Origin of the sequence: Rhizobium sp. YTUHZ045, assembly GCF_051124255.1 — a bacterium.
Taxonomy (GTDB): Bacteria; Pseudomonadota; Alphaproteobacteria; order Rhizobiales; family Rhizobiaceae; genus Rhizobium.
Genome location: NZ_CP101432.1, coordinates 1,958,216 through 1,977,773 on the forward strand (window position 1 = coordinate 1,958,216; position 19,558 = coordinate 1,977,773).

General features: G+C 61.8%; 21 protein-coding genes and 1 pseudogene. 10 read left to right on the forward strand and 12 right to left on the reverse strand.

What is annotated here, in order from left to right; translation table 11 throughout:
- Positions 1-45: 45 nt before the first annotated feature.
- Positions 46-945, reverse strand: coding sequence for an alpha/beta hydrolase (locus NMA58_RS09940; protein ID WP_434713187.1), 900 nt, complete (start codon positions 943-945; stop codon positions 46-48).
- A gap of 220 nt (positions 946-1,165) precedes the next feature.
- Here NMA58_RS09940 and parE point away from each other — a divergent pair, with 220 nt between their 5' ends.
- From parE to NMA58_RS09955, 3 genes and pseudogenes are all read left to right on the forward strand, one after another.
- Positions 1,166-3,238 (forward strand): DNA topoisomerase IV subunit B, encoded by a 2,073-nt coding sequence (gene parE, locus NMA58_RS09945; protein WP_085780072.1) that lies wholly within the window; start codon positions 1,166-1,168, stop codon positions 3,236-3,238.
- Between the two features lie 281 nt (positions 3,239-3,519).
- Positions 3,520-3,702, forward strand: a pseudogene (locus tag NMA58_RS09950) (esterase-like activity of phytase family protein); the annotation flags it as partial.
- A gap of 115 nt (positions 3,703-3,817) precedes the next feature.
- Entirely contained in the window at positions 3,818-5,020 is a 1,203-nt protein-coding gene (locus tag NMA58_RS09955; RefSeq protein WP_097599332.1) for an AI-2E family transporter, read from the forward strand.
- An 18-nt stretch (positions 5,021-5,038) separates the two neighbouring features.
- Here the strand turns inward: NMA58_RS09955 and NMA58_RS09960 are convergent, their stop codons facing one another.
- A complete protein-coding gene (locus NMA58_RS09960) occupies positions 5,039-5,497 on the reverse strand; it encodes a GNAT family N-acetyltransferase (RefSeq protein WP_097599331.1) in 459 nt (152 codons plus the stop codon).
- A gap of 129 nt (positions 5,498-5,626) precedes the next feature.
- Between NMA58_RS09960 and NMA58_RS09965 the strand changes: the two genes are divergently transcribed.
- Entirely contained in the window at positions 5,627-6,046 is a 420-nt protein-coding gene (locus tag NMA58_RS09965; RefSeq protein ID WP_434713188.1) for a hypothetical protein, read from the forward strand.
- Here the strand turns inward: NMA58_RS09965 and NMA58_RS09970 are convergent.
- From NMA58_RS09970 to NMA58_RS09980, 3 genes are all read right to left on the reverse strand, one after another.
- Complete coding sequence (locus NMA58_RS09970; RefSeq protein ID WP_434713189.1) at positions 6,043-7,188, reverse strand: DUF2336 domain-containing protein; 1,146 nt, start codon at positions 7,186-7,188, stop codon at positions 6,043-6,045. The two genes, NMA58_RS09965 and NMA58_RS09970, sit on opposite strands and share 4 nt — an antisense overlap.
- Before the next feature lie 101 nt (positions 7,189-7,289).
- Positions 7,290-7,907 (reverse strand): flavin reductase family protein, encoded by a 618-nt coding sequence (locus NMA58_RS09975; RefSeq protein ID WP_097599328.1) that lies wholly within the window; start codon positions 7,905-7,907, stop codon positions 7,290-7,292.
- A complete protein-coding gene (locus tag NMA58_RS09980; RefSeq protein WP_430959389.1) occupies positions 7,907-8,491 on the reverse strand; it encodes a nitroreductase family protein in 585 nt (194 codons plus the stop codon). The genes NMA58_RS09975 and NMA58_RS09980 overlap by 1 nt, the downstream gene beginning before the upstream one ends.
- Before the next feature lie 113 nt (positions 8,492-8,604).
- On the opposite strand from NMA58_RS09980, the gene NMA58_RS09985 reads away from it, so the two are divergent.
- Positions 8,605-9,708: a hypothetical protein gene (locus NMA58_RS09985; RefSeq protein WP_183700412.1), complete on the forward strand. Its 1,104-nt coding sequence runs from the start codon at positions 8,605-8,607 to the stop codon at positions 9,706-9,708.
- A gap of 253 nt (positions 9,709-9,961) precedes the next feature.
- Here NMA58_RS09985 and thrS read toward each other — a convergent pair whose 3' ends face one another.
- From thrS to NMA58_RS10010, 5 genes are all read right to left on the reverse strand, one after another.
- Complete coding sequence (gene thrS, locus NMA58_RS09990) at positions 9,962-11,968, reverse strand: threonine--tRNA ligase (protein ID WP_434713191.1); 2,007 nt, start codon at positions 11,966-11,968, stop codon at positions 9,962-9,964.
- Positions 11,969-12,088: 120 nt separating this feature from the next.
- Positions 12,089-12,616, reverse strand: a complete 528-nt coding sequence (locus tag NMA58_RS09995; RefSeq protein ID WP_430959392.1) for a DUF1697 domain-containing protein — start codon at positions 12,614-12,616, stop codon at positions 12,089-12,091.
- The gene (locus NMA58_RS10000) at positions 12,613-13,041 is read right to left on the reverse strand and encodes a DUF2267 domain-containing protein (protein WP_434713402.1); all 429 of its coding nucleotides are present in this window, start codon (positions 13,039-13,041) and stop codon (positions 12,613-12,615) included. The genes NMA58_RS09995 and NMA58_RS10000 overlap by 4 nt, the downstream gene beginning before the upstream one ends.
- The gene (gene yidD / locus NMA58_RS10005; RefSeq protein WP_434713192.1) at positions 13,038-13,442 is read right to left on the reverse strand and encodes a membrane protein insertion efficiency factor YidD; all 405 of its coding nucleotides are present in this window, start codon (positions 13,440-13,442) and stop codon (positions 13,038-13,040) included. The genes NMA58_RS10000 and yidD overlap by 4 nt, the downstream gene beginning before the upstream one ends.
- A gap of 5 nt (positions 13,443-13,447) precedes the next feature.
- Positions 13,448-13,894, reverse strand: coding sequence for an iron-sulfur cluster assembly scaffold protein (locus tag NMA58_RS10010; protein WP_434713193.1), 447 nt, complete (start codon positions 13,892-13,894; stop codon positions 13,448-13,450).
- Positions 13,895-14,205: 311 nt separating this feature from the next.
- On the opposite strand from NMA58_RS10010, the gene folE reads away from it, so the two are divergent.
- The 3 genes from folE to NMA58_RS10025 all read left to right on the forward strand — a co-directional run bounded on the left by folE (position 14,206) and on the right by NMA58_RS10025 (position 16,377).
- The gene (folE, locus tag NMA58_RS10015; RefSeq protein WP_097599323.1) at positions 14,206-14,820 is read left to right on the forward strand and encodes a GTP cyclohydrolase I FolE; all 615 of its coding nucleotides are present in this window, start codon (positions 14,206-14,208) and stop codon (positions 14,818-14,820) included.
- Between the two features lie 25 nt (positions 14,821-14,845).
- On the forward strand, positions 14,846-15,298 hold the full coding sequence (hisI, locus tag NMA58_RS10020) for a phosphoribosyl-AMP cyclohydrolase (protein WP_085778238.1): 453 nt from the start codon (positions 14,846-14,848) through the stop codon (positions 15,296-15,298).
- 116 nt (positions 15,299-15,414) lie between these two features.
- The gene (locus NMA58_RS10025) at positions 15,415-16,377 is read left to right on the forward strand and encodes a patatin-like phospholipase family protein (protein WP_434713194.1); all 963 of its coding nucleotides are present in this window, start codon (positions 15,415-15,417) and stop codon (positions 16,375-16,377) included.
- 50 nt (positions 16,378-16,427) lie between these two features.
- On the opposite strand, the gene NMA58_RS10030 is transcribed toward NMA58_RS10025, so the two are convergent.
- Positions 16,428-16,862 carry a CBS domain-containing protein gene (locus NMA58_RS10030; protein WP_430959396.1) on the reverse strand — a complete coding sequence of 145 codons (435 nt, stop codon included), beginning with the start codon at positions 16,860-16,862 and terminating at the stop codon, positions 16,428-16,430.
- A 95-nt stretch (positions 16,863-16,957) separates the two neighbouring features.
- On the reverse strand, positions 16,958-17,746 hold the full coding sequence (locus NMA58_RS10035; RefSeq protein ID WP_434713195.1) for a rhomboid family intramembrane serine protease: 789 nt from the start codon (positions 17,744-17,746) through the stop codon (positions 16,958-16,960).
- 260 nt (positions 17,747-18,006) lie between these two features.
- On the opposite strand from NMA58_RS10035, the gene NMA58_RS10040 reads away from it, so the two are divergent.
- Both NMA58_RS10040 and NMA58_RS10045 read left to right on the forward strand, forming a co-directional pair.
- Positions 18,007-18,651, forward strand: a complete 645-nt coding sequence (locus NMA58_RS10040; RefSeq protein WP_434713196.1) for a PAS domain-containing protein — start codon at positions 18,007-18,009, stop codon at positions 18,649-18,651.
- A gap of 125 nt (positions 18,652-18,776) precedes the next feature.
- Positions 18,777-19,388 carry a PilZ domain-containing protein gene (locus tag NMA58_RS10045; protein WP_085778243.1) on the forward strand — a complete coding sequence of 204 codons (612 nt, stop codon included), beginning with the start codon at positions 18,777-18,779 and terminating at the stop codon, positions 19,386-19,388.
- Positions 19,389-19,558 lie beyond the last annotated feature (170 nt).

Consider the following 19,558-nt stretch of genomic DNA (forward strand, 5'->3'; position numbering starts at 1 on the left):
GGGAATCTCCGCGATCTCGAGCATATTTCTGCCGGAAAACGCCCGTTAAGCCGCAAGGATCCAGTTCAAGACCCTGCGCCAGTCGATCATCCGGATCGGCGTTCCGTGATTGCCGGTCTGAAACAGCGTGAAGTGCGTCGGATATTTCGCCTTTCGCAGGCTCTCGAACAGCGCCTGCTGGTCGGCGGCGGCATAGACCGGGTCGCGGCTGCCATGCGCGAACCAGAGCGGTAGTTTCGCCTTGTAAAACGCGCTCCTGGTGAAATCGGGATCGGTGACACCGCTCATGACGAGCATGCCCTTCAGCCGCTTGACGCTGTCGCCGTCACGCGCAATGCCCCAGCAAACCTGGCTGCCCATTGAGGCGCAGGAAAGGACGATGGGCCGGCCCGGTGATTGCGCGCTGGCATAACGGATCAGGCCTTCGATCGCGGCAACGCCGTTGCTGTCGAAACTCCTGACCGTCGGCGAATAATAGACGCCGCCATTGCCGGCGACGAGGTTCTTCAGCCGGTTGAAATTGCCGCCGAAGCTGTAATCATTGGCCCCGAGCCGGCGGTCGCCATCGCGTCCGTGGATGAAAATCACCGTGAAGGCAGCATTCTGGGCTGGTCCCACCCTGGTGACATCGAGCCTGACTTCGTCGAGTGAGAGGGTTTCGTCCGCCTGGGCCTTGCGGATGGCGAGAGACACATATTTCTGCTGCGCCCGCTTCTCCGGGATCTGGTCGCGGCCGTTGATATCGCGCATCTCGTCGTAATCGATAACCTCGGAGGCGCCACCGTCGCTCGTCTGGAGCACAGTCTGCTTCGAAAACAGATCGTCCTTGAAAGGCGGCAGGGTGTCGGCCGCCCGCGCCCGTCCACCGGCGGAAAGAACGGCTGCTGACAAGAAAAAGGCCGCAATTGCTGATATAACTGTATAATCACTTGTGGACATTCGCATGCGGATGGTTTCCTGAAGCCTGCCGCCGCTTGCCATTCCGCGCCCGGCAACGCAAATCATGTGTCAAAACCCCGCCAATCCGGCGGTGTCGCGTCTCGCGGCGCTTTCTGGCAGAATCTGCCTGATTCGCAAACGTGACATGAAATGCGGTGATTTTGGGTCGGCGGCGGATGCAAGCGCCAAGCCAGACCCAAGACAGGACGAAGATCTGAACGGCTCCATGGACGACAGCAACGACCTCTTTTCCGGACTGCCCCTTTCTGAAAAACGCGAGGAGGCGCAGAAGCCTGCGGCCGCGCCCGAGCGTGCGCCGGCGGCTGCACAGCCCGTCTCTCCCCGTCCCGCCTCCGTCGCCTCCAACGCGGATGATTACGGCGCCTCGTCGATCCGCGTTCTCGAGGGCCTCGAGCCGGTGCGCATGCGCCCGGGCATGTATATCGGCGGCACCGACGAAAAGGCGCTGCATCACCTCTTCGCCGAAGTCATCGACAATGCGATGGACGAAGCGGTCGCCGGACACGCCAATTTCATCGAAGTACATCTCGATTTGCAGGGTTATCTGACCGTCACCGACAACGGCCGCGGTATTCCGGTCGAGAACCATCCGCAGGTCCCAGGCAAGTCGACGCTCGAAGTCATCATGACCAAACTGCATGCCGGCGGCAAATTCGACGGCAAGGCCTACGAGACCTCGGGCGGCCTGCACGGCGTCGGCGTCTCGGTCGTCAATGCCCTCTCCGACTTCCTCGAAGTCGAGGTGGCGCGCAACCGCAAGCTCTACCGCCAGCGCTTTTCCCGCGGCCTGCCGCAAGGCGGGCTCGAAGAACTGGGCGACGTCCACAATCGACGCGGCACGCGCGTGCGCTTCCATCCCGACCCCCAGATCTTTGGGGAGCACATGAAGTTCGAAGCCGCCCGCGTCTTTCGCATGGCGCGCTCCAAGGCCTACCTCTTCGGCGGCGTCGAGATCCGCTGGAGCTGCGAGCCTGGCGTACTGCCCGAAGGGTCGGAGGTGCCCGACAAGGCGACATTCCATTTCCCCGGCGGTCTCAAGGACTATCTCCAGGCGACGATGGGAAAGGAATTCACCGTCACCCGCGAAATCTTCGCCGGCAAGACCGAGAAGGCCAGCGGCCACGGTTCGATGGAATGGGCGATCACCTGGTATGGAGGCGATCCGCAGGTGCATTCCTACTGCAACACCATCCCGACCCCCGAAGGCGGCACGCATGAGGCAGGCCTGCGCATCGCACTGACCAAGGGCCTGAAGGCCTATGCCGAGCTGACGCAGAACAAGCGCGCTGCCCAGATCACCACCGACGACGTGATGATCTCGGCCGTCGGCATGCTGTCGGTCTTCATCCGCGAGCCGGAATTCGTCGGCCAGACCAAGGACAAGCTTGCGACGGTCGAGGCCCAGCGCATCGTCGAGAACGCGCTGCGCGATCCCTTCGACCACTATCTTGCCGACAATCCGAACGAGGCGGCCAAGCTGCTCGACTGGGTGATCGAGCGCGCCGAGGAGCGCCTGCGCCGGCGCAAGGAAAAGGAAGTCAACCGCAAGACGGCGGTGCGCAAGCTGCGCCTGCCCGGCAAGCTCGCCGATTGCTCTCAGAATACCGCAGAGGGCGCCGAACTCTTCATCGTCGAGGGCGATTCGGCGGGCGGTTCGGCCAAGCAGGCGCGCAACCGCGCCAATCAGGCGATCCTTCCGCTGCGCGGCAAGATCCTCAACGTCGCCAGCGCCGGCCGCGAGAAGTTCGGCGCCAACCAGCAGCTCGCCGATCTCATCCAGGCGCTCGGCTGCGGCACGCGCTCGAAATACCGTCAGGAAGATCTGCGCTACGAGCGCATCATCGTCATGACCGATGCCGATGTCGACGGCGCTCACATTGCCTCGCTGCTCATCACCTTCTTTTATCAGGAAATGCCGGAATTGGTGCGTGGCGGTCATCTCTTCCTCGCCGTGCCGCCGCTCTACAAGATCACCCAAGGAGCGAAATCCGCCTATGCGCGCGACGACAATCACCGCGCCGAGCTGATGCAGACGGAATTCAAGGGCAAGGCCAAGGTGGAGATCAGCCGCTTCAAAGGTCTCGGCGAAATGATGCCAGCCCAGCTCAAGGAAACCACCATGGACCCGGCCAAGCGCACCCTGCTCCGGGTGCTGATCGACGAGGTGGATTTCGAAGGCACCCGCAGCGCCGTCGACGATCTGATGGGCACCAAGCCGGAAGCCCGCTTCCGCTTCATCCAGGAGCGCGCGGCCTTCGCCGAAAACCTCGATATTTGAACACGTGTAAGGCGCGCCGAGCGATCTGACTGATACGCCCGGCGCGCCGCATTTTAGCATCGGCGATTTCACGGAACTGACGAAGAACCGTAACAACTCCGTCAAAGAACCGGCGCATGAAGCGGACGGCGCGCGACCTTTCCAGGAAATGGTGGGTGCGTCGGTTCGAATCGTTTCAACCTTGCCGGATCTTGCCATGACGAAGCGATTTGCCGCGACTGCCGTTTTCGTTCTCCTGTCCAGCACCGCAACGGTCGGCGCCACCTACGAAGTGCCTGCCCCGCGAGAGCCAGGTTCTCGATCTGACGCCAATCGGTCTCGTCCCGGACAACATCGGGGCGATGTCGCTCGGCAAGGCCCGGGACGGTACCGACGTTCTCATCCTCAGCTCCGACAATAATTTCTCGACAAGCCAGAAGTCGCAATTCTACGCCTTCAAGGTTCTCCGCCGGTCGCAACAGTAAGATACGCTTTCGAATGGTCGAACTGCGACGCTTTGTATGGGCTTTCACCGTGCGCACCTTGAAACCGCCGGGTTCATGGCCCATAACCAGAGTACAACAATAAGAAGAGGCGCGCGTGGGTGTGTTCGACCGTCAGAAAACCAATCATGAGCCGCGATGGCTGGGGCCATCGGCGCCGACGCGCACGCCGCTGATTCCCTCCATCTCTGCGGCGCGCTGGCTGCTAGTGCTGGTCGTCGCCGCTGGAGTCTATTTCTTCTATGGTTTTCTCGTGCCGGTGCTTGCTGCCCTGGTCATCGGCTTTGCCAGCTGGCCGCTCTATCGCAAGCTGCTTGCCCGCGTTGGCGGGAATACGACGGTCGCCGCCACCATCGCCATCCTCATGATCCTTACCTTCCTGGTCATCCCGATCGGGCTCGCGGTCACCTATACGACGGGCGAAGTGCGCACCTGGCTCGCGTGGGCGATCCACGCCAACCGCGCCGGCGCCTCGACACCGGATTGGATCGTCGCCTTGCCGTTTGCCGGCCCCTATCTCGATGATCTCTGGACCAAATATGTCGGCAGTCCCGGCGCGCTCGGCGAACTCATTCAGGCGATCAGCGGCGCTCATATCGGCAACATCTATCGCGCCGTGCTGGCAGCTGGCGGCGGCGCTTTCCATCTTCTCCTGACGCTGCTCTTCATGCTGATCGCGCTGTTCTTCGTCTATCGCGACGGCTTCTCCTTCTCCAAGCAGATCGACATGCTGGGCGAGCGCATCCTGCCGAACCGTTGGGAACGCATTTCCCGCGTCGTCCCGGCAACGATCAGCTCCACCGTCATGGGCATGACGCTGATTGCGATCGGCGAAGGCATTGTACTCGGTGTGGCTTATTGGATCGCCGGCGTGCCGTCGCCGGTAACGCTCGGCGTGCTCACGGGGGTGATGGCGCTGATACCCGGCGGTGCGCCGCTCTCCTTCACGCTCGTCTCCATCTATCTCCTGGCGAGCGGCTCGCATGTCGCCGGCATCGGCCTCTTCGTCTGGGGCACTGTCGAGCTCTTCATCGTCGACAAGACGCTGCGACCGAAGCTCGTCGGCGGGCCGATCAAGCTGCCCTTCCTACCGACCTTTTTCGGCCTTATCGGCGGCGTCAAGACGATGGGTTTTCTAGGCCTCTTCATCGGTCCGGTGCTGATGGCGCTGATCGTCGCCATCTGGCGCGAATGGATCCACGAGGCCCGCAACGCCGAGAGCAGCGAAAGGGTGCCGCAGATCGTCATCGACGAACAGGCGCCGCCGGCGAAACCGATCCCGCGCGTCGCCGAAGGCTGAACCTGCCTTCGCAGGCTGCTATCCCAGCCGCTTTTCCATGAACAGACTGAGCGGATCCGGAAGATAGGTGCCGAAAGCCTCGATCTCCTGGTATCCGTATTTACGGTAGAGGGCGATCGCCTCCGGCTGGTGGATGCCGGTTTCGAGCCGGATCGCCGTCAGCCGCTTTTCCCCCGCGATCGCCTCCAGCGCATTCATCAATCCGCTCGCGATCTTCAATCCCCTCGCCTGCGGGTCAACGAACATGCGCTTGATCTCCGCCGTGCCGTCGCCGGCCTCGACCAGCGCGCAGCATCCGACGATTGCCCCCTCATTGCGGGCGACGAAGAAGCTTACCGAAGGTTTCTCCAGCAAGGAGAGGTCGACCATGTGGTTGCTCTCCGCGGGATAGAGCGACGCTGCATAGGCGTCGGAAAGATCGAGAAGGCGGATGACGCCGTCCTGGCGCGGCGGCTCCTGGGTGATAGTGACGGACATGATGGTTTCCAATGTTTGCGGTAGGCGCAAATTTTGCGACATGACGAAGAGTTAATGCCTTCGCCTTGTTTCGGTTGGAATTGCGCCGTCTAAGGCGATCTCAAGGTTCAATAGCCAAGGAGGCAGAATATGCAAGCGGTGCTCATCGCAATGACCATTCTCGGTTGCGACGATTCCGTCAGTCAATGCAGCTATGTCGCAACGGTCGACAAACGCTGGGAAACCGTTGCCGCTTGCGATGCCGAAGCCGAACGCCGGCTCAAGGCCTATGCCAGTGTCAGCTATCCCTCTGTCATCGCCGTGTGCGAGGCGCCGAAAGCGCTGGCCGCCGCCGAACCGCCGAAACCGGCGCCCTTGCCTGCCGCCGCGGCCGACACCGCTCCTGTGGCACCCGAAGAACCGACAGGCCTCGCCGGCTTTGCTGAAAACATCGCCGGCCAGGTCCGCGCACATCTGCCATCCGGCCGAGACGTCAGGGAGACGCTTTCCAAACCCGTGCATTTCGTATCCACCAGCTATTCCTGGGTGGTGACCCGGCTGAACGACTAAGCCGCCGCAAGCGCCGCATAGACGCGGGCCGTTTGGCGCTGCTCGGTGACATGAAGCTTTTCGACCATGTCGAGCAGTTCACCGGCCGCGCCGTATGCACCATAGTGATGGCGGAATTTTTCGAGAAGACGGCCGCCGACCGTGCCCAGGATGCTGCCCGGGGCCCTTCGAGCGGCCTCGCGCCACAGAAGCGTCGCCTCGACGAAGATCACGCTGATATCCCTCGGCAGGCCGGCAGATTCGTAGAGGGCGCGAACCGCGTGCATGCGCCCGGTTGCCAGAATCGAGCGCACCCTGCGCTCGCTGCACGCTGTCAGATCGACGATTGCAGCAGCGAAGAAGTCCAGCTTGCCGGCGCAGAGCGCATGCATCAGCAAGGACGGCGTCAGGCGGCCGTTGAGGCGCAGATGTTCGACGAGATCCGGGATCTCCCGCGGCGCGATATCACCGGCGATCGAAACGATGGCTGCCTCGGTCGCCTCGCGGCTGATGCGCTGGAGCCGCTGCAGGCCGATCGCCGCCTGCGCCAACGGCAGGCCGACCAGCGCATTGCTGACATGCTGGGTGAGCAGCTGGCGGGCATCGGCCGGAAGATCGCTGCGGTCGAGCAGCAGGTTGCGAATATCGCAGCAATCGCCAAGCCGCTCGGCGATCCGTTTCAACGATTGGCTCGAGATGGCCGCGCCATCGTTTTCGAGCAGGCAGAGCACTTCGTCTTCATCGCCGACCTCCGCAAGTGCAGCCGAGACCGGGCGCGTGACATGGGCCCTGGCCGCGATCAGCATGCGGGTGGCGCCATTGCCGCGCGCGGCGAGGTCGACGAGATCGGCGTCGCTGAGAAGCGGCGAACAGGTAACGGCGTGGCACGCAACCTCGGGCTGGTCCGCGGCGAGCGAAAGGATCAGGCTGCGCGGTGCGTCGGGTGACCAGGCGATCGCCTCGGCCAGTGCAAGCCGCACACGCGGCGACGGGTCATCGAGAAGAAAGGTCATCGCCATTTCGGCTGCGGCCCGCTCCTCTCCGCTCATCTCGGATTGCAGATAGGCTCGACCGAGTGCGTTCGCGGCCCGGGCCCGATCACCGGTCTTGGCCGTTTCGATCCAACGAAGGAAAGCTTCTACGATCACGCGACGCCCCAGCACTTGAACGCGATTCCTTCGCGTTTCATTCAATGCTGTGACCGTAGCGACAAAAGGTTTAAGATTGGTTCACCATATTTCTTAAGCCTTTCTATGCCTTGCCTTCAGGCTCCCGCCTTTGGTATCTGCGGCCGGAACATCTCGAAAACATCGCTGCCTTCGCTGTAATCCATGTAGCCCATGCGGGCGACAGGGCGGGCGATCGACATGTCGAGGCGGCCGTCCCTGACGATCGCCTCGTCAATATGGATGCCGACCACCTCGCCGAAGACGAGGACGTTTTCAGACGGCGCGCCCGATAGCGTTTTCGGCTCTATGATTTCGGTGACCCTGCATTCGAGCACGGCGTAAGCCTCGCCGACATAGGGCGCGTCAATCAGTTCGGACTGTTTCGGCGTCAGCCCGGCGAAATCGAATTCGCTGTTGCCGTACGGCAGCGCCGCCGAGGACAGATTCATCTTTTCGGCGAGATCGCGGCTGACGAAATTACAGGTGAAGGCGCCGGTTTCCCCCGCATTGCGCTGGCTGTCCTTGCGGCCGGCGGAAGAAAACATCACCAGTTTCGGCCGGTCGGCGACGGCGTTGAAGAAGGAATAGGGCGCAAGATTGATCGAGCCGTCTCTGCCCTTGCTTCCGATCCAGCCGATCGGCCGCGGCGAAACGATCGCCTTGAAGGGATCGTGCGCGAGGCCATGCCGGTTGCTGTCGGTGGTGTAGAACATCAGTCCGCTCCCCCGACCCAGGTCACGGTATCGGCAAGCTCCGGCCGCGGCCGCTCTATCGCCGGGAATGTCGTCGAGCCGATATGGATGAAGCCCGCCACCTTTTCGCCGGGACCGACGCCGAGCAGAGGATAGGCGCGCTCATCATAGGCGAACCATTCCGTCAGCCAGTTGGCGACATAGCCGTTGGCATTGGCGGCAAGAATGACGTTGAAGCAAAGCGCGCCCGCCGACATGACCTGCTCCCATTCCGGGATCTTGATGTGCGGCCCCGCCTTGCTGACAACGGCGACAACCACGGGCGCGCGGGTGAAGCGGGTGCGCTCGACCTGGATCATCTCTTCGGAAAGGTCCGGCTTTGCCTCGAGCGCCAGTTTGAGAAGCTCCTCGCCGAGCCGCGCACGCTCATCTCCGCGATAGACGATGAAGCGCCAGGGAGCGATCTTGCCGTGGTCGGGAACGCGCGAAGCGAGCCGCAGGATCTCTTCGATCTCGGCCTTTTCCGGGCCCGGTTCGCACATCTGAAAAGCGGGAATTGAACGGCGCACGGCGAGGTAATCGATCAGCTTGATATCGGATTTCATGCGGGAGAAACTTTCATTTTTATGCTGCTGCAAAGCGTGGGTCTTGAATTTGCCATCGCGTTGGTCTTGAAGTGGCCTTTGCGATTTCAGAAGTCAATCGGTTCACGAAACAGATGTTTGGCATTTCGCCTCTTGCACGCATCGGCCTCGCCATCGCCCTGATGGTATTGATGCCCCTCGGCGCCGGTGCGCAGGATGCCTTCAAGGATTTCAAACAGCTCGACTCGACGTCGAAGATGCCTAAGCTCAATGCCTTCATCGCGCCCGGCGCCGCGCCTGAGGGCGCCAAGCTGCGCGACGTCGCGATGGAAGCCAAACTGACGGCCGACGGTACGCCTGTCGAGGATGGCCTTTCCTGGTATGTCTTCAGCCCGATCGCCGGCGCCGACGGCAAGCTGCCGCTGATCGCCAGCGCCAAGGGCGGACCCGCCGCCTTCCAGCTCGCTCCGGGCGATTATTTCGTCAATGTCTCCTTCGGCCGCGCCGGTGTCACCAAGAAGCTGACCGTGCCTGCTGACGGCGAGGTCGACAAGCAGGTGATGGTCCTTGATGCCGGCGGCCTGCTGCTCAATGCCGTCTCCGGCACTGATGCCCGCATCCGCCCCGACCAGCTGAGCTTCTCGATCTATTCCTCGGAAGTGCGCGACGATGGCGAGCGCGGTCTCGTGATGGCCGACGTCTCGCCGAACACCGTCGTGCGCCTCAATGCCGGCACCTATCACATCGTTTCCGAATATGGCAGCGTCAACGCCGTCATTCGAGCCGACATCCAGGTCGAGGCCGGCAAGCTCACAGAGGCAACGATCCAGCACCGCGCCGCCCAGATGACCTTCAAGCTGGTCTCCGAAGCCGGCGGCGAGGCGATTGCCGACACGGCCTGGTCGATCCTGACGGCAGCCGGCGACAGTGTCGGCGAAAGCGTCAGCGCCTTTCCGACCATGGTCCTTGCTGAAGGCGAATATTCTGCCATCGCCCGCAACAAGGACAAGATCTATCAGCGCGATTTTACAGTGGTTGCCGGCCGGAATACCGATGTAGAGGTTCTGATGAAGGACCAGGAGCCGCAGCAGCCCGAGAGCCCGGCGGCCCGCACGGTGCAGCAGGCGCCAGCCGGCACGCCGCCGCCTGCGGGTGTCCAGGCCGCTCCGGAGGAGCCTCTGCCCTCCTACGAACAGCTCGTGCCACAGGGCGGCGGCGACGGCGCCAGCCTGGATTGATCCTACCAGGCACGCTTCTGCGGCGTGCCAGCGATCAAGCCGATCGGCCGGCGCTCTGCAGCGCCGCGCGTCTGATGAGACGCGCAAAGGACGCTATCATTTTGGATCTACGCAACGGCCAATGCGCTAGGCGCGGATCTCATTCATTGACAGGAAGATTTGGAAGTGCAGACGGGAGGCTCATGGGCGGCTGCCCTTCGCGAAAGATATTTCCGACAGCGCCGAAGTCGGCGCTGTCGTATTCCCCCTATTTTCACGCCGCCTTGGCTTTCTTTGCGTCGGCCTTGCGCCGTATGTCGGGCGGCGTGGCCTCGAGGGTGAGGCTCTCGACGGCGGCGTCAAGCTCCATCGAAAGCTGGTCCTGGCTGCCGAGGCGGCGGATATTGACCGTGCGCTCCTCGGCTTCCTTCCTGCCGCAGACGATGATGACAGGAACCTTGGTGACGGAATGCTCGCGGATCTTGTAGTTGATCTTCTCGTTGCGGAAGTCGGTCTCGACGTTGAGACCGGCCTCGCGCAGCGCCTCGGCCACTTCAAGCCCGTAGGCATCAGCCTCCGATGTGATCGTTGCGACAACCACCTGCAGCGGCGACACCCAGAGCGGCATATGGCCGGCGAAGTTCTCGATCAGGATGCCGAGGAAGCGTTCCATCGAGCCGCAGATGGCGCGATGGATCATCACCGGCTGCGTCTTTTCGGAATTGCTGTCGATGTAGAAGGCGCCGAAGCGCTCCGGCAGGTTGAAGTCGACCTGCGTCGTGCCGCATTGCCATTCGCGGCCGATCGCATCCTTCAACGTATATTCGAACTTCGGACCGTAGAAGGCGCCCTCGCCCGGCAGGATGCCGGTCTTGATGCGGCCCTCTGACTGAGCCTCGATCGTCTTCAGCACATCGGTCATGACGGCTTCGGCGCGATCCCAGAGGGCGTCGGAGCCGACGCGTTTTCCCGGACGGGTGGAAAGCTTGACGACGATTTCCTTGAATCCGAAGTCTTCATAGACTGAGAGGATCAGATCGTTGATCTTCAGGCATTCGGCGGCCATCTGCTCGTCGGTGCAGAAGATATGCGCGTCGTCCTGCGTGAAGCCGCGCACGCGCATCAAACCATGCAGCGCGCCCGACGGCTCGTAGCGGTGCACCAGCCCGAATTCGGCAAGGCGGATCGGCAGTTCGCGATAGGACTTCAGGCCATGCTTGAAGATCTGCACGTGGCCGGGGCAGTTCATCGGCTTCAGCGCGAAGACGCGATTATCCGCTTCCTTGTCGTCGGGATGCGTCATCGCATGCGCCGACTTTACGCCGAACATGTTTTCCTGATACCAGCCCCAGTGACCGGAGGTTTCCCAGAGCGACGTATCGAGCACCTGTGGCGCGTTGACTTCTTCATAATCGACGGCAAGCCGACGGCGCATGTAGGCGACGAGCGTCTGAAAAATGCGCCAGCCCTTACCGTGCCAGAAGACGACACCCGGGCCCTCTTCCTGGAAATGGAACAGGTCCATTTCGCGGCCAAGCTTGCGGTGGTCGCGCTTTTCGGCTTCCGCCAGCATATGCAGGTAATTGTCCAGGTCGGCCTGATCGGCCCATGCCGTGCCGTAGATGCGCGATAGCATGGCGTTGTTGCTGTCGCCGCGCCAATAGGCGCCGGCAACCTTCATCAGCTTGAAGGCCGTGCCGACCTGGCCGGTGGAGGCCATATGCGGGCCGCGGCATAGGTCGAACCAGTCGCCCTGATGATAGATCTTCAGATCCTGCCCTTCCGGGATCGCATCGACGAGCTCGACCTTGTACTGTTCGCCCTTGGCGGCAAAGACTTCCTTGGCCTTCTCGCGCGACCAGATCTGCTTGGTGAACGGCGCGTTGCGGGCGATGATCTCCTTCATCTTCTTTTCGATCTTCGGCAGATCGTCGGGTGTGAAGGGCTCGTTCTTGGCAAAGTCGTAATAGAAGCCGTTCTCGATGACCGGGCCGATCGTCACCTGAGTGCCGGGCCAAAGTTCCTGCACGGCTTCGGCCATCACATGCGCGGCGTCATGGCGGATGAGCTCCAGCGCGCGGGGGTCCTTGCGGGTGATGATTTCGATCCTGCCGTCGGTCACGGCATCGGAAAGGTCGCGCACGGCGCCGTCGATCGCGATGGCGACGGCGCTCTTCGCAAGCGACTTGGAAATGGATTCGGCGACATCCCTGCCGGTTGCGCCAGCCGGGAAGCTGCGCACGGAGCCATCGGGAAATGTCAGGGAAACGGATTGGGACATCGAAATTCTCCTTGTCCAGTCCCGCCAACGAATGCGGGTGGTTGAAACGACGCGACACCCAAGCGGGAGCCGCTGCCGCCTGATACTCAGATTTCGCCTGGGAGTAAAGAAGCAGCCGGCTCACATGATCATTTGCGCAAGACCGCAAACGGTGTTCCAGTTGCGCATCGTTCCGACGCCAAGCCGCTTGGTCGTCAGCGCCGAAAGCAGTTTCGATTGGCTCGGTTTGCCGGCGAAATCGATCCAGAGGTCGCCGCCGACGACGGCGATGCGTTGCCCTTCCGCCATCAGCGGCTTCAGCGCCTCCACCTTCTCAGGATCGATCGGCAGGCGCATCACCCGGACGATCACCTGGTCGCCGCTGCCGTCCCTGAAGGGGTTGGTGCCGCAGAGCGCCATCCAGGTGCAGTCGCTGCGCACGATGATATCGACATGTTTGCCGAACTTTTCTTCAAAGGCCTCTTCCAGCGCAACCTCGAGTTCGTGCGGACGCATTTCGTCGGCCTCGAAAACGAGATTGCCCGTTGAAACCAGAGTGCGCGGCTCGCGATAGCCGAGCTCTCTGGCAAGCGCGCGCAAGTCTTCCATGATCACCCGGCGACCTGGCGCCAGGACGATGCTGTGCAGCAGGGCGATGAACGTGCTCATGGCCGCCAGAACTCCGCTGCTCCTTCTGGCAAGGTCTGTAGCACCCTATCGAATGCCGTTTCGTCGACTCGTTTTCGCACGGCCGCCGCCACGTCGCGAATGGCGGTGTCGGGCGAGAAATTGTGGTCACTCCGCAGTGACTGAACTTCGCGAGTCATCGTCCTGCGATCCTCGAAGGGACGTTTGACCTCATCGGGATCCCAGTCGGCGACGAAAATCACCCGCAGCACCGGCGGCAGCAGATTGGCAAAGCGGATCGCCTCCTCGATATCAAGCCGTCGGCGAAACGTTTGGAAGACACCCTGGGTCATCCTATAGATCGCATTTCGGCTGTCGATCAGCGTATCGGTGCGGACGTCGTCAAGGTAGGCGTCGAAATCTGAGGATGCACGCCTGTACTCGCCGGGCATCGTCATCATCCTCACCCTCTTTTGCGTCCGAGCGAGAGATACCGCCACGGTGTCCACCAGCGGAAGCCGTCGCCAAGCACTTCCGGAACCGGATCGAGGCCGCTGGTGCCGCCCGGGCCGCAACGGCCCACTCGAAACAGCGTCATCCAGCCGCCGGCCCATAATCCGTGGCGGGCGATCGACTCGTAACCATATTCCGAGCAGGTGGGGAAATGGCGGCAGGCATTGCCGACAAAGCCGGAAAGAGTCAGCTGATAGAGGCGGATAAACCCCATGCCGAGCAGGCGGTCCGGGGTCTTGCGAAACGGTCCGCTATAATTGCGGGAGTAGTGCGCAGTTCTCGCGTGCGGCCGTCTAGATGCGGCCGCGCCGCCATCGTCCTCATCGTCAGCATGCCGGACGCAAGACTCGCACATTTCGGTTACGCCTCGACAACTTCCGCTCGTTTCGCCTCGATCTGCCCGATCGCATCGACGACGGCGTCGAAGGTCAGCATCGTGGAAGCGTGACGAGCCTTGTAGTCCCGCACGGGCAGGAGATAACGCATGTCTTCGAACCGTCCGCTGGGCCCTGCCCCGTCCGCCTTCAGCATAGCGAGCATGTCCAGTCGCGCCTGCCGCAATTCGCCCGATGTCGCGCCGACGACATGGCGGGCCATGATCGAGGACGAGGCCTGGCCGAGCGCGCAGGCCTTCACGTCATGGGAAAAACCGGTCACGACATCGCCATCCATCTTCAGCCAGATCCGCACCTTGGAGCCGCAAAGCCTGGAATGCGCCTGGGCGGTCGCATCGGCATCATCAAGCATCCCGGTCAACGGAATATTGCCGGCGAATTCGAGGATTTTGCTGTTGTAGATGTCGTCCATGCTGGATTTCCGCTCCAAAATCGCTGCGGATCGGCCTAAATAGGGCTGTCATTGTCGTTGAAACAAAAAACACACCGTGTCATCCGAGGATACTTACATATAATGGCCGTCTTCCTATATGTATGTCGTTCCAAGGCCATGAAAATGCAATGGCCTTGTGTAAGTTTGATTGGGAAACCGTGCCGGATGGGCGCTTGAAATCAGCCCTGAAAGCCCCGGAGCCTGCCAAAGGTGCATGAATTCCCGCATGGGACTGACCAGTGGCGATTCCGACAGATGGGTCCGCGATGCGGGCCAGGAGACCATTGATCATGGACGCCATCGTAAAGAACTTTCCGCAGCCGAACCGTGAATCGGACCGCCCCTCCCAGCAGGAAGCGGAAGAAGCCGTTCGCGTTCTGTTGCGCTGGGCCGGTGACGATCCGACGCGCGAAGGCCTCATCGAGACGCCGGCTCGTGTCGCCAAAGCGTACCGAGAGCTTTTCGCCGGTTACGACATGGCGCCGGAAGACGTGCTCGGCCGAACCTTCGAGGAGGTCGCCGGTTACGACGACATGGTCCTCGTCAAGGACATTCCGTTCTACTCGCATTGCGAACACCATATGGTGCCGATCATCGGCAAGGCGCATGTCGCCTACATGCCTGATGGCCGCGTGCTCGGCCTGTCGAAGATTGCCCGTGTCGTCGAGATCTATGGCCGGCGCCTGCAGACCCAGGAAACGATGACCGCGCAGATCGCCCGGGCCATTGACGATACGCTTAACCCGCGCGGTGTTGCCGTACTCATCGAGGCCGAACATATGTGCATGGCGATGCGTGGCGTTCAGAAGCAGGGTTCGACCACCTTGACCACGACGTTTACCGGAACGTTCAAGACCGAGCCGGCCGATCAGGCCCGTTTCATGAGCATGGTGCGGAGCCGCTGATACCGGCTCCCTCAGGAGGGCCGCAATGAGTCAACTGATCTTCAATCAACCATCCGAGGACAAGTCGGCGTTGGAAGACGCCGGCGATTTCACGCCGCGTTTCGATGACCGTGGCCTGATCACTGCGATCGTCACCGACGCCGGCGATGGCGAACTGCTGATGGTGGCGCATATGAATGCCCAGGCCCTGGCGTTGACCATCCAGACGGGCACGGCCCATTACTTCAGCCGGTCGCGCGGCAAGATCTGGAAAAAGGGCGAGACCTCGGGCAATCTTCAGACGGTGAAGGAAATTCGCACCGATTGCGATCAGGATGCCATATGGCTGAAGGTCGAGGTCGCCGGCCATGACGCGACCTGTCACACCGGCCGCCGTTCCTGCTTCTATCGGACGGTGACGCTGCGCGACGGAAAGCCGATGCTCGACATCGTCGATGACGAGCGTCATTTCGATCCGCAGGACGTCTACGGAAAATAGACTGAACTATACTCGCATTTGCCCCTTATTGTGCCAGAAACCAGTTCTATATACCATTTGGCAACCGATCGGGCACACTATCAAGACTTACGTGTTCTACTGGAGGGGAGAGCGCAATGCTGAACTGGAGTCTGCACCGTCAAAGCGCTGAAGGCGAAGGTTCCGGTTCTGGCATGGCGACGATACTCGAGACAATCCCTGCGCCCGCGCCTGTCACCAAAATCAAGATCGCGCTCGCTCTTGGCGGTGGCGCGGCCCGCGGCTGGGCCCATATCGGCGTCTTGCGTGCTTTGGACGAAGCAAAGATCGAGATCGGCATGATCGCCGGCACATCGATCGGCGCGCTGGTCGGCGGCTGCTATCTCGCCGGCAAACTCGATGAACTCGAAAGCTTTGCGCGCTCGCTGACCATGCGCCGCATCGCCAGTCTGCTCGATCTGACGATCGGCGGCAGCGGGTTGTTCGGCGGCATGCGGCTGACCAAACGCATGCAGGAGCATCTCGAGGGCCTGAACGTCGAGGATCTGGACCGGCCGTTCGTCGCAGTCGCGGCCGAGGTCAATACCGGCCATGAGGTCTGGATCGCCAATGGTTCGCTGATCACGGCGCTGCGCGCCTCCTATGCGCTACCCGGCATCTTCGAGCCGGTCCGCAGCAATCACCGCACGCTGGTCGACGGCGCGCTGGTGAACCCGGTTCCCGTCTCCGTCTGCCGCGCCTATGAGCAGCCGCTGGTCGTCGCCGTAAATCTCAATTACGATCTCTACGGCCGCTCGGCGGTCGTCCGGCACAATGCCAGCCTCTCGCAGCAGGAAGTGCAGAAACAGGAAGAAGCGCCCTATGCCCGCCTCGGCATGACCGGAGTCATGGTGCAGGCCTTCAACATTATCCAGGACAGAATTGCCCGCGCTCGCCTTGCCGGCGATCCGCCCGACATTTCGCTGCAGCCGCGCCTGAGCTATATCGGCCTCTCGGAATTCCACCGCGCCGGTGAGGCCATCGAGCGGGGCTACGAGGAAGCCAGAGCCAGGCTTCCCGAGATCAAGCGCATGCAGGAAGTCTACGCCAGCGCTCCGTGACGCGTCGCCCCGACAGGAGCGACAGCACGTTTGAACGAACAGCCGGACCCTCAGCCGGCAATATAGGCCTTGATGTCCTCGGCTTCGCGCTCGACTTCGGCGATCCGGGATTTTACCACGTCGCCGATCGAGATGATGCCGGCAAGCTTGCCGTTACTTTCCACCGGTACGTGGCGGAAGCGGCGGCTGGTCATCAGTTCCATCAGCTCGTTGACGGTCGTCTCCTCGTGGCAACGGTAGACTTTTGAAGTCATCACCTGCGAGAGCGGCTGATCGAGACTCCCCTTGCCGTGTTTGGCGATGGCATGCACGAGATCGCGCTCGGTGAACATGCCGGAAATCCGGTTCTCCATGCCGACGACAACGATGGCGCCGATCTTCTTCTTGCTCAGAATCGCGGCTGCCTCGGCGACGGTGGTGTTCGGCCCGGCGGTGACGACGTCCCTGCCCTTCAGGTCGAGGATTGCTTTGACTGAATTGGTCATTCGAACCTCCTTTGTCGAGCCTGTGACATGTGTCATAGGCATCCACGACGGCTTCTCCCCCCAATCGCGGATCGTTCGATGGTGCACCGCCCGGCTCAGGATTGCAACATATCCTTCTCCGCTCCCTTCGGTTCTGCAGGCGGCCGTGGCGCCCGGTCGAACATCGAAAACAAAAGGAATCCGAAGACGAAGCCGCCAATATGCGCATCCCAGGCGATCTCCTGGTCGCTGTCGCCTACGAGCGGAATGCCGACGGCGATCAGGGCGTTACCGACCAGCCAGAGAAGAATGAAAATGACGACGGTCCGGCTCTTCAGGGCGTCGACGACAGAAAGCCGGGCGTTGAGATGCGCAACCGGCATCGGTCGCCGATCGGCCGGAAAGGCGAATCGGCAGGCGGCCCCCATCAGCCCGGAAATGACGCCCGACGCGCCGATCAGCAGCGATACGTCTCCCCAATTCAGGATCGCGTGCAGGGCGGCGGAAGCGGCGGCGGACAAGATCCAGAAGAACAGGAAGCGTAACGTCCCGATGCGGCGCACGACCGGTGCGCCGAAGGCCATCAGCCAGAAGGCGTTGAAGAGGATATGCTGGGCGCTGCCGTGCAGCAGCGAATAGGTAACGGGCGTCCAGAACAGCTCCAGCCCCTGCTGCGATAGCGGAATCACGTAGCGAGCGGGGACGAAACCGAAGGTAAACAGCAGCCAGCCCACCGCATCGTCCGATAGAACGAGCGCCTGCACTGCATAGATGAGGATAAGCAGGCATAGGCTGAAGAGCAGCGCCGGCGGAAGGTTGAAGACCGGTACGCGCGGGGGCCGCGCCGGCGGCTCGGCCTCGGAAGGTTCGGGCGCCTTATCTGGCGCGCCCGTCTGCTCGTTCATCTTTATCGCCTCGTTGAGGCCTCAGCCATACAGGAGGCATGACCAAAAAAAAAGCCGCCCGTAGTGCCGGGCGGCGTAACCCGAATTCCTGGAAAGACCCCGGATCGGCAGATTGTGCTGAACTCCGAAAGTCGGAGCGATGGCTGGACATTGTCACGATAGACGCCGCGCCTCAACCGAAACCCTTTCTTAACCTTAACGGCCCGGATCTGGCATGAAATCCGCAAGGTAGAAGCTGTACGGGCAATGACTGCCCGAAAATGCTCCGGAATGGGACAGGTTGGTGTGAAATGCGTGTGCAAACGACCATCGAGATTTTTGACTACTGGAACCGTATCCGTGGCGCTGCCGATGCGCCGCTGAAATCACAGGTTGAACCCTCTGCCGTTCCCCATCTTCTGCAAAGTCTCTTTATCCTTGAGACGCGCGACGACGGAGACATCGTTTTCCGGCTCGCCGGCACCCGCATCTGCGATTTCTTCGGGCGCGACCTGCGCGGCGAACATTTTTCATCCCTCTGGGCGCATGGCCAGCATGCGGACATCGAACGCACGGCGATGGGCGTCATGGACCATGCCATGCCGGCCCTGTTCAACACCACCGGCTACAGCACCGTCGGTCATCAGGCCTCCTTTGAGATCATCATGATGCCGCTGCGCTCGTCTAACGGCGCCTGCGACCGGCTGCTCGGCGCGATCGCACCGACGGCGGCTGCGAGCTGGCTGGAGGTCGTGCCGCTGGAATTCCTGGCGCTCGACCGCAGCCGTCTGCTGCCCGAAAAATTCAGCAAGGCCACGCCGGCCGAACTGCGCTCGATCAACGAGGTCGTCGCGGCAAAAGGCATCGGATTCGGCCAGGCCATGCGACGCATGGTGTCGCAGCTGCTGAGCGCCGAGGCGCGTTAAAGCGTCTCGTTTCGGGACAAGGCGCGCACTCGTTTTCGGCTATGTCACAACGGGTCGAAACAACCTTCTGTTAATGGATTGGAGGTAAGGATTAATCTCTCCAGTTTTCATGAAGAAGCCCTTTGATGCACTCGTTCCAGCCAGCTCAGACGCAACGACCTGCGCCGCGCCCTGAACAAGGCGTTTTCCAGCGTGTGCCGATCAATATGCAGGGCCGGCTCATGCTTGCGAATTACGAGGAATTCGAATGCATGGTGATCGACATGTCGCCCGGCGACATGTACGTCACCTGCTCCGGCCGGCCGCGCGCCAACGAACGCGTTGTCGCCTATATCGACCATCTCGGGCGCGTCGAAGGTTACGTCCAGACACTCGACGGCCGCGGATTCACCATGTCGATCAACGCCACCGAGCGCAAGCGCGAGAAGCTCGCCGCACAGCTCACCTGGCTTGCCAACAAGCACGAGCTCGGCCTGCCGGAAGATCGTCGCCACGACCGTCTGACGCCGCGTGATACGAAGACCGAACTCACGCTCGAGGATGGCACGCGCTATACCTGCCGCATCATGGACCTGTCGCTGTCCGGCGCCGCCATCGACGTCGAAATGCGTCCCTCGATCGGAACGGCGGTGCGCCTTGGCAACATGCGCGGCCGCGTCGTGCGTCACTTCGTCGAAGGCGTGGCGATCGAATTTCTGTCGATCCAGTCCCGCGAGACGCTGCGCGAATTCCTCTGACAGCCTGAAAAAACCGATGCCCTGCCGCGAGCCTTTGTGGCGGGTTCATTGGTGACGGACAGCGCCGAAAGCGTTTGTCAAATCGGAGCCGCACCGGGTCTGTCGTGCACCGGGTAAGGTCGTGTTGAAACGCACAAGCCTCCCCGCAAGCGATCTGCAAGCGGGCAGCA

Coding starts and splice junctions, on each gene's coding strand:
- NMA58_RS10035 (WP_434713195.1), bottom strand. CDS start 17,746: ATGAACGAGCAGACGGGCGCGCCAGATAAGGCGCCCGAACCTTCCGAG.
- NMA58_RS09980 (WP_430959389.1), bottom strand. CDS start 8,491: ATGAAATCCGATATCAAGCTGATCGATTACCTCGCCGTGCGCCGTTCA.
- NMA58_RS09965 (WP_434713188.1), top strand. CDS start 5,627: ATGCAAGCGGTGCTCATCGCAATGACCATTCTCGGTTGCGACGATTCC.
- parE (WP_085780072.1), top strand. CDS start 1,166: ATGGACGACAGCAACGACCTCTTTTCCGGACTGCCCCTTTCTGAAAAA.
- NMA58_RS10010 (WP_434713193.1), bottom strand. CDS start 13,894: ATGGACGACATCTACAACAGCAAAATCCTCGAATTCGCCGGCAATATT.
- NMA58_RS10030 (WP_430959396.1), bottom strand. CDS start 16,862: ATGACCAATTCAGTCAAAGCAATCCTCGACCTGAAGGGCAGGGACGTC.
- NMA58_RS09995 (WP_430959392.1), bottom strand. CDS start 12,616: ATGAGCACGTTCATCGCCCTGCTGCACAGCATCGTCCTGGCGCCAGGT.
- NMA58_RS09985 (WP_183700412.1), top strand. CDS start 8,605: ATGTTTGGCATTTCGCCTCTTGCACGCATCGGCCTCGCCATCGCCCTG.
- NMA58_RS10045 (WP_085778243.1), top strand. CDS start 18,777: ATGCACTCGTTCCAGCCAGCTCAGACGCAACGACCTGCGCCGCGCCCT.
- NMA58_RS09940 (WP_434713187.1), bottom strand. CDS start 945: ATGCGAATGTCCACAAGTGATTATACAGTTATATCAGCAATTGCGGCC.
- folE (WP_097599323.1), top strand. CDS start 14,206: ATGGACGCCATCGTAAAGAACTTTCCGCAGCCGAACCGTGAATCGGAC.
- hisI (WP_085778238.1), top strand. CDS start 14,846: ATGAGTCAACTGATCTTCAATCAACCATCCGAGGACAAGTCGGCGTTG.
- thrS (WP_434713191.1), bottom strand. CDS start 11,968: ATGTCCCAATCCGTTTCCCTGACATTTCCCGATGGCTCCGTGCGCAGC.
- NMA58_RS09960 (WP_097599331.1), bottom strand. CDS start 5,497: ATGTCCGTCACTATCACCCAGGAGCCGCCGCGCCAGGACGGCGTCATC.
- yidD (WP_434713192.1), bottom strand. CDS start 13,442: ATGTGCGAGTCTTGCGTCCGGCATGCTGACGATGAGGACGATGGCGGC.
- NMA58_RS09975 (WP_097599328.1), bottom strand. CDS start 7,907: ATGTTCTACACCACCGACAGCAACCGGCATGGCCTCGCGCACGATCCC.
- NMA58_RS10040 (WP_434713196.1), top strand. CDS start 18,007: ATGCTCCGGAATGGGACAGGTTGGTGTGAAATGCGTGTGCAAACGACC.
- NMA58_RS10025 (WP_434713194.1), top strand. CDS start 15,415: ATGCTGAACTGGAGTCTGCACCGTCAAAGCGCTGAAGGCGAAGGTTCC.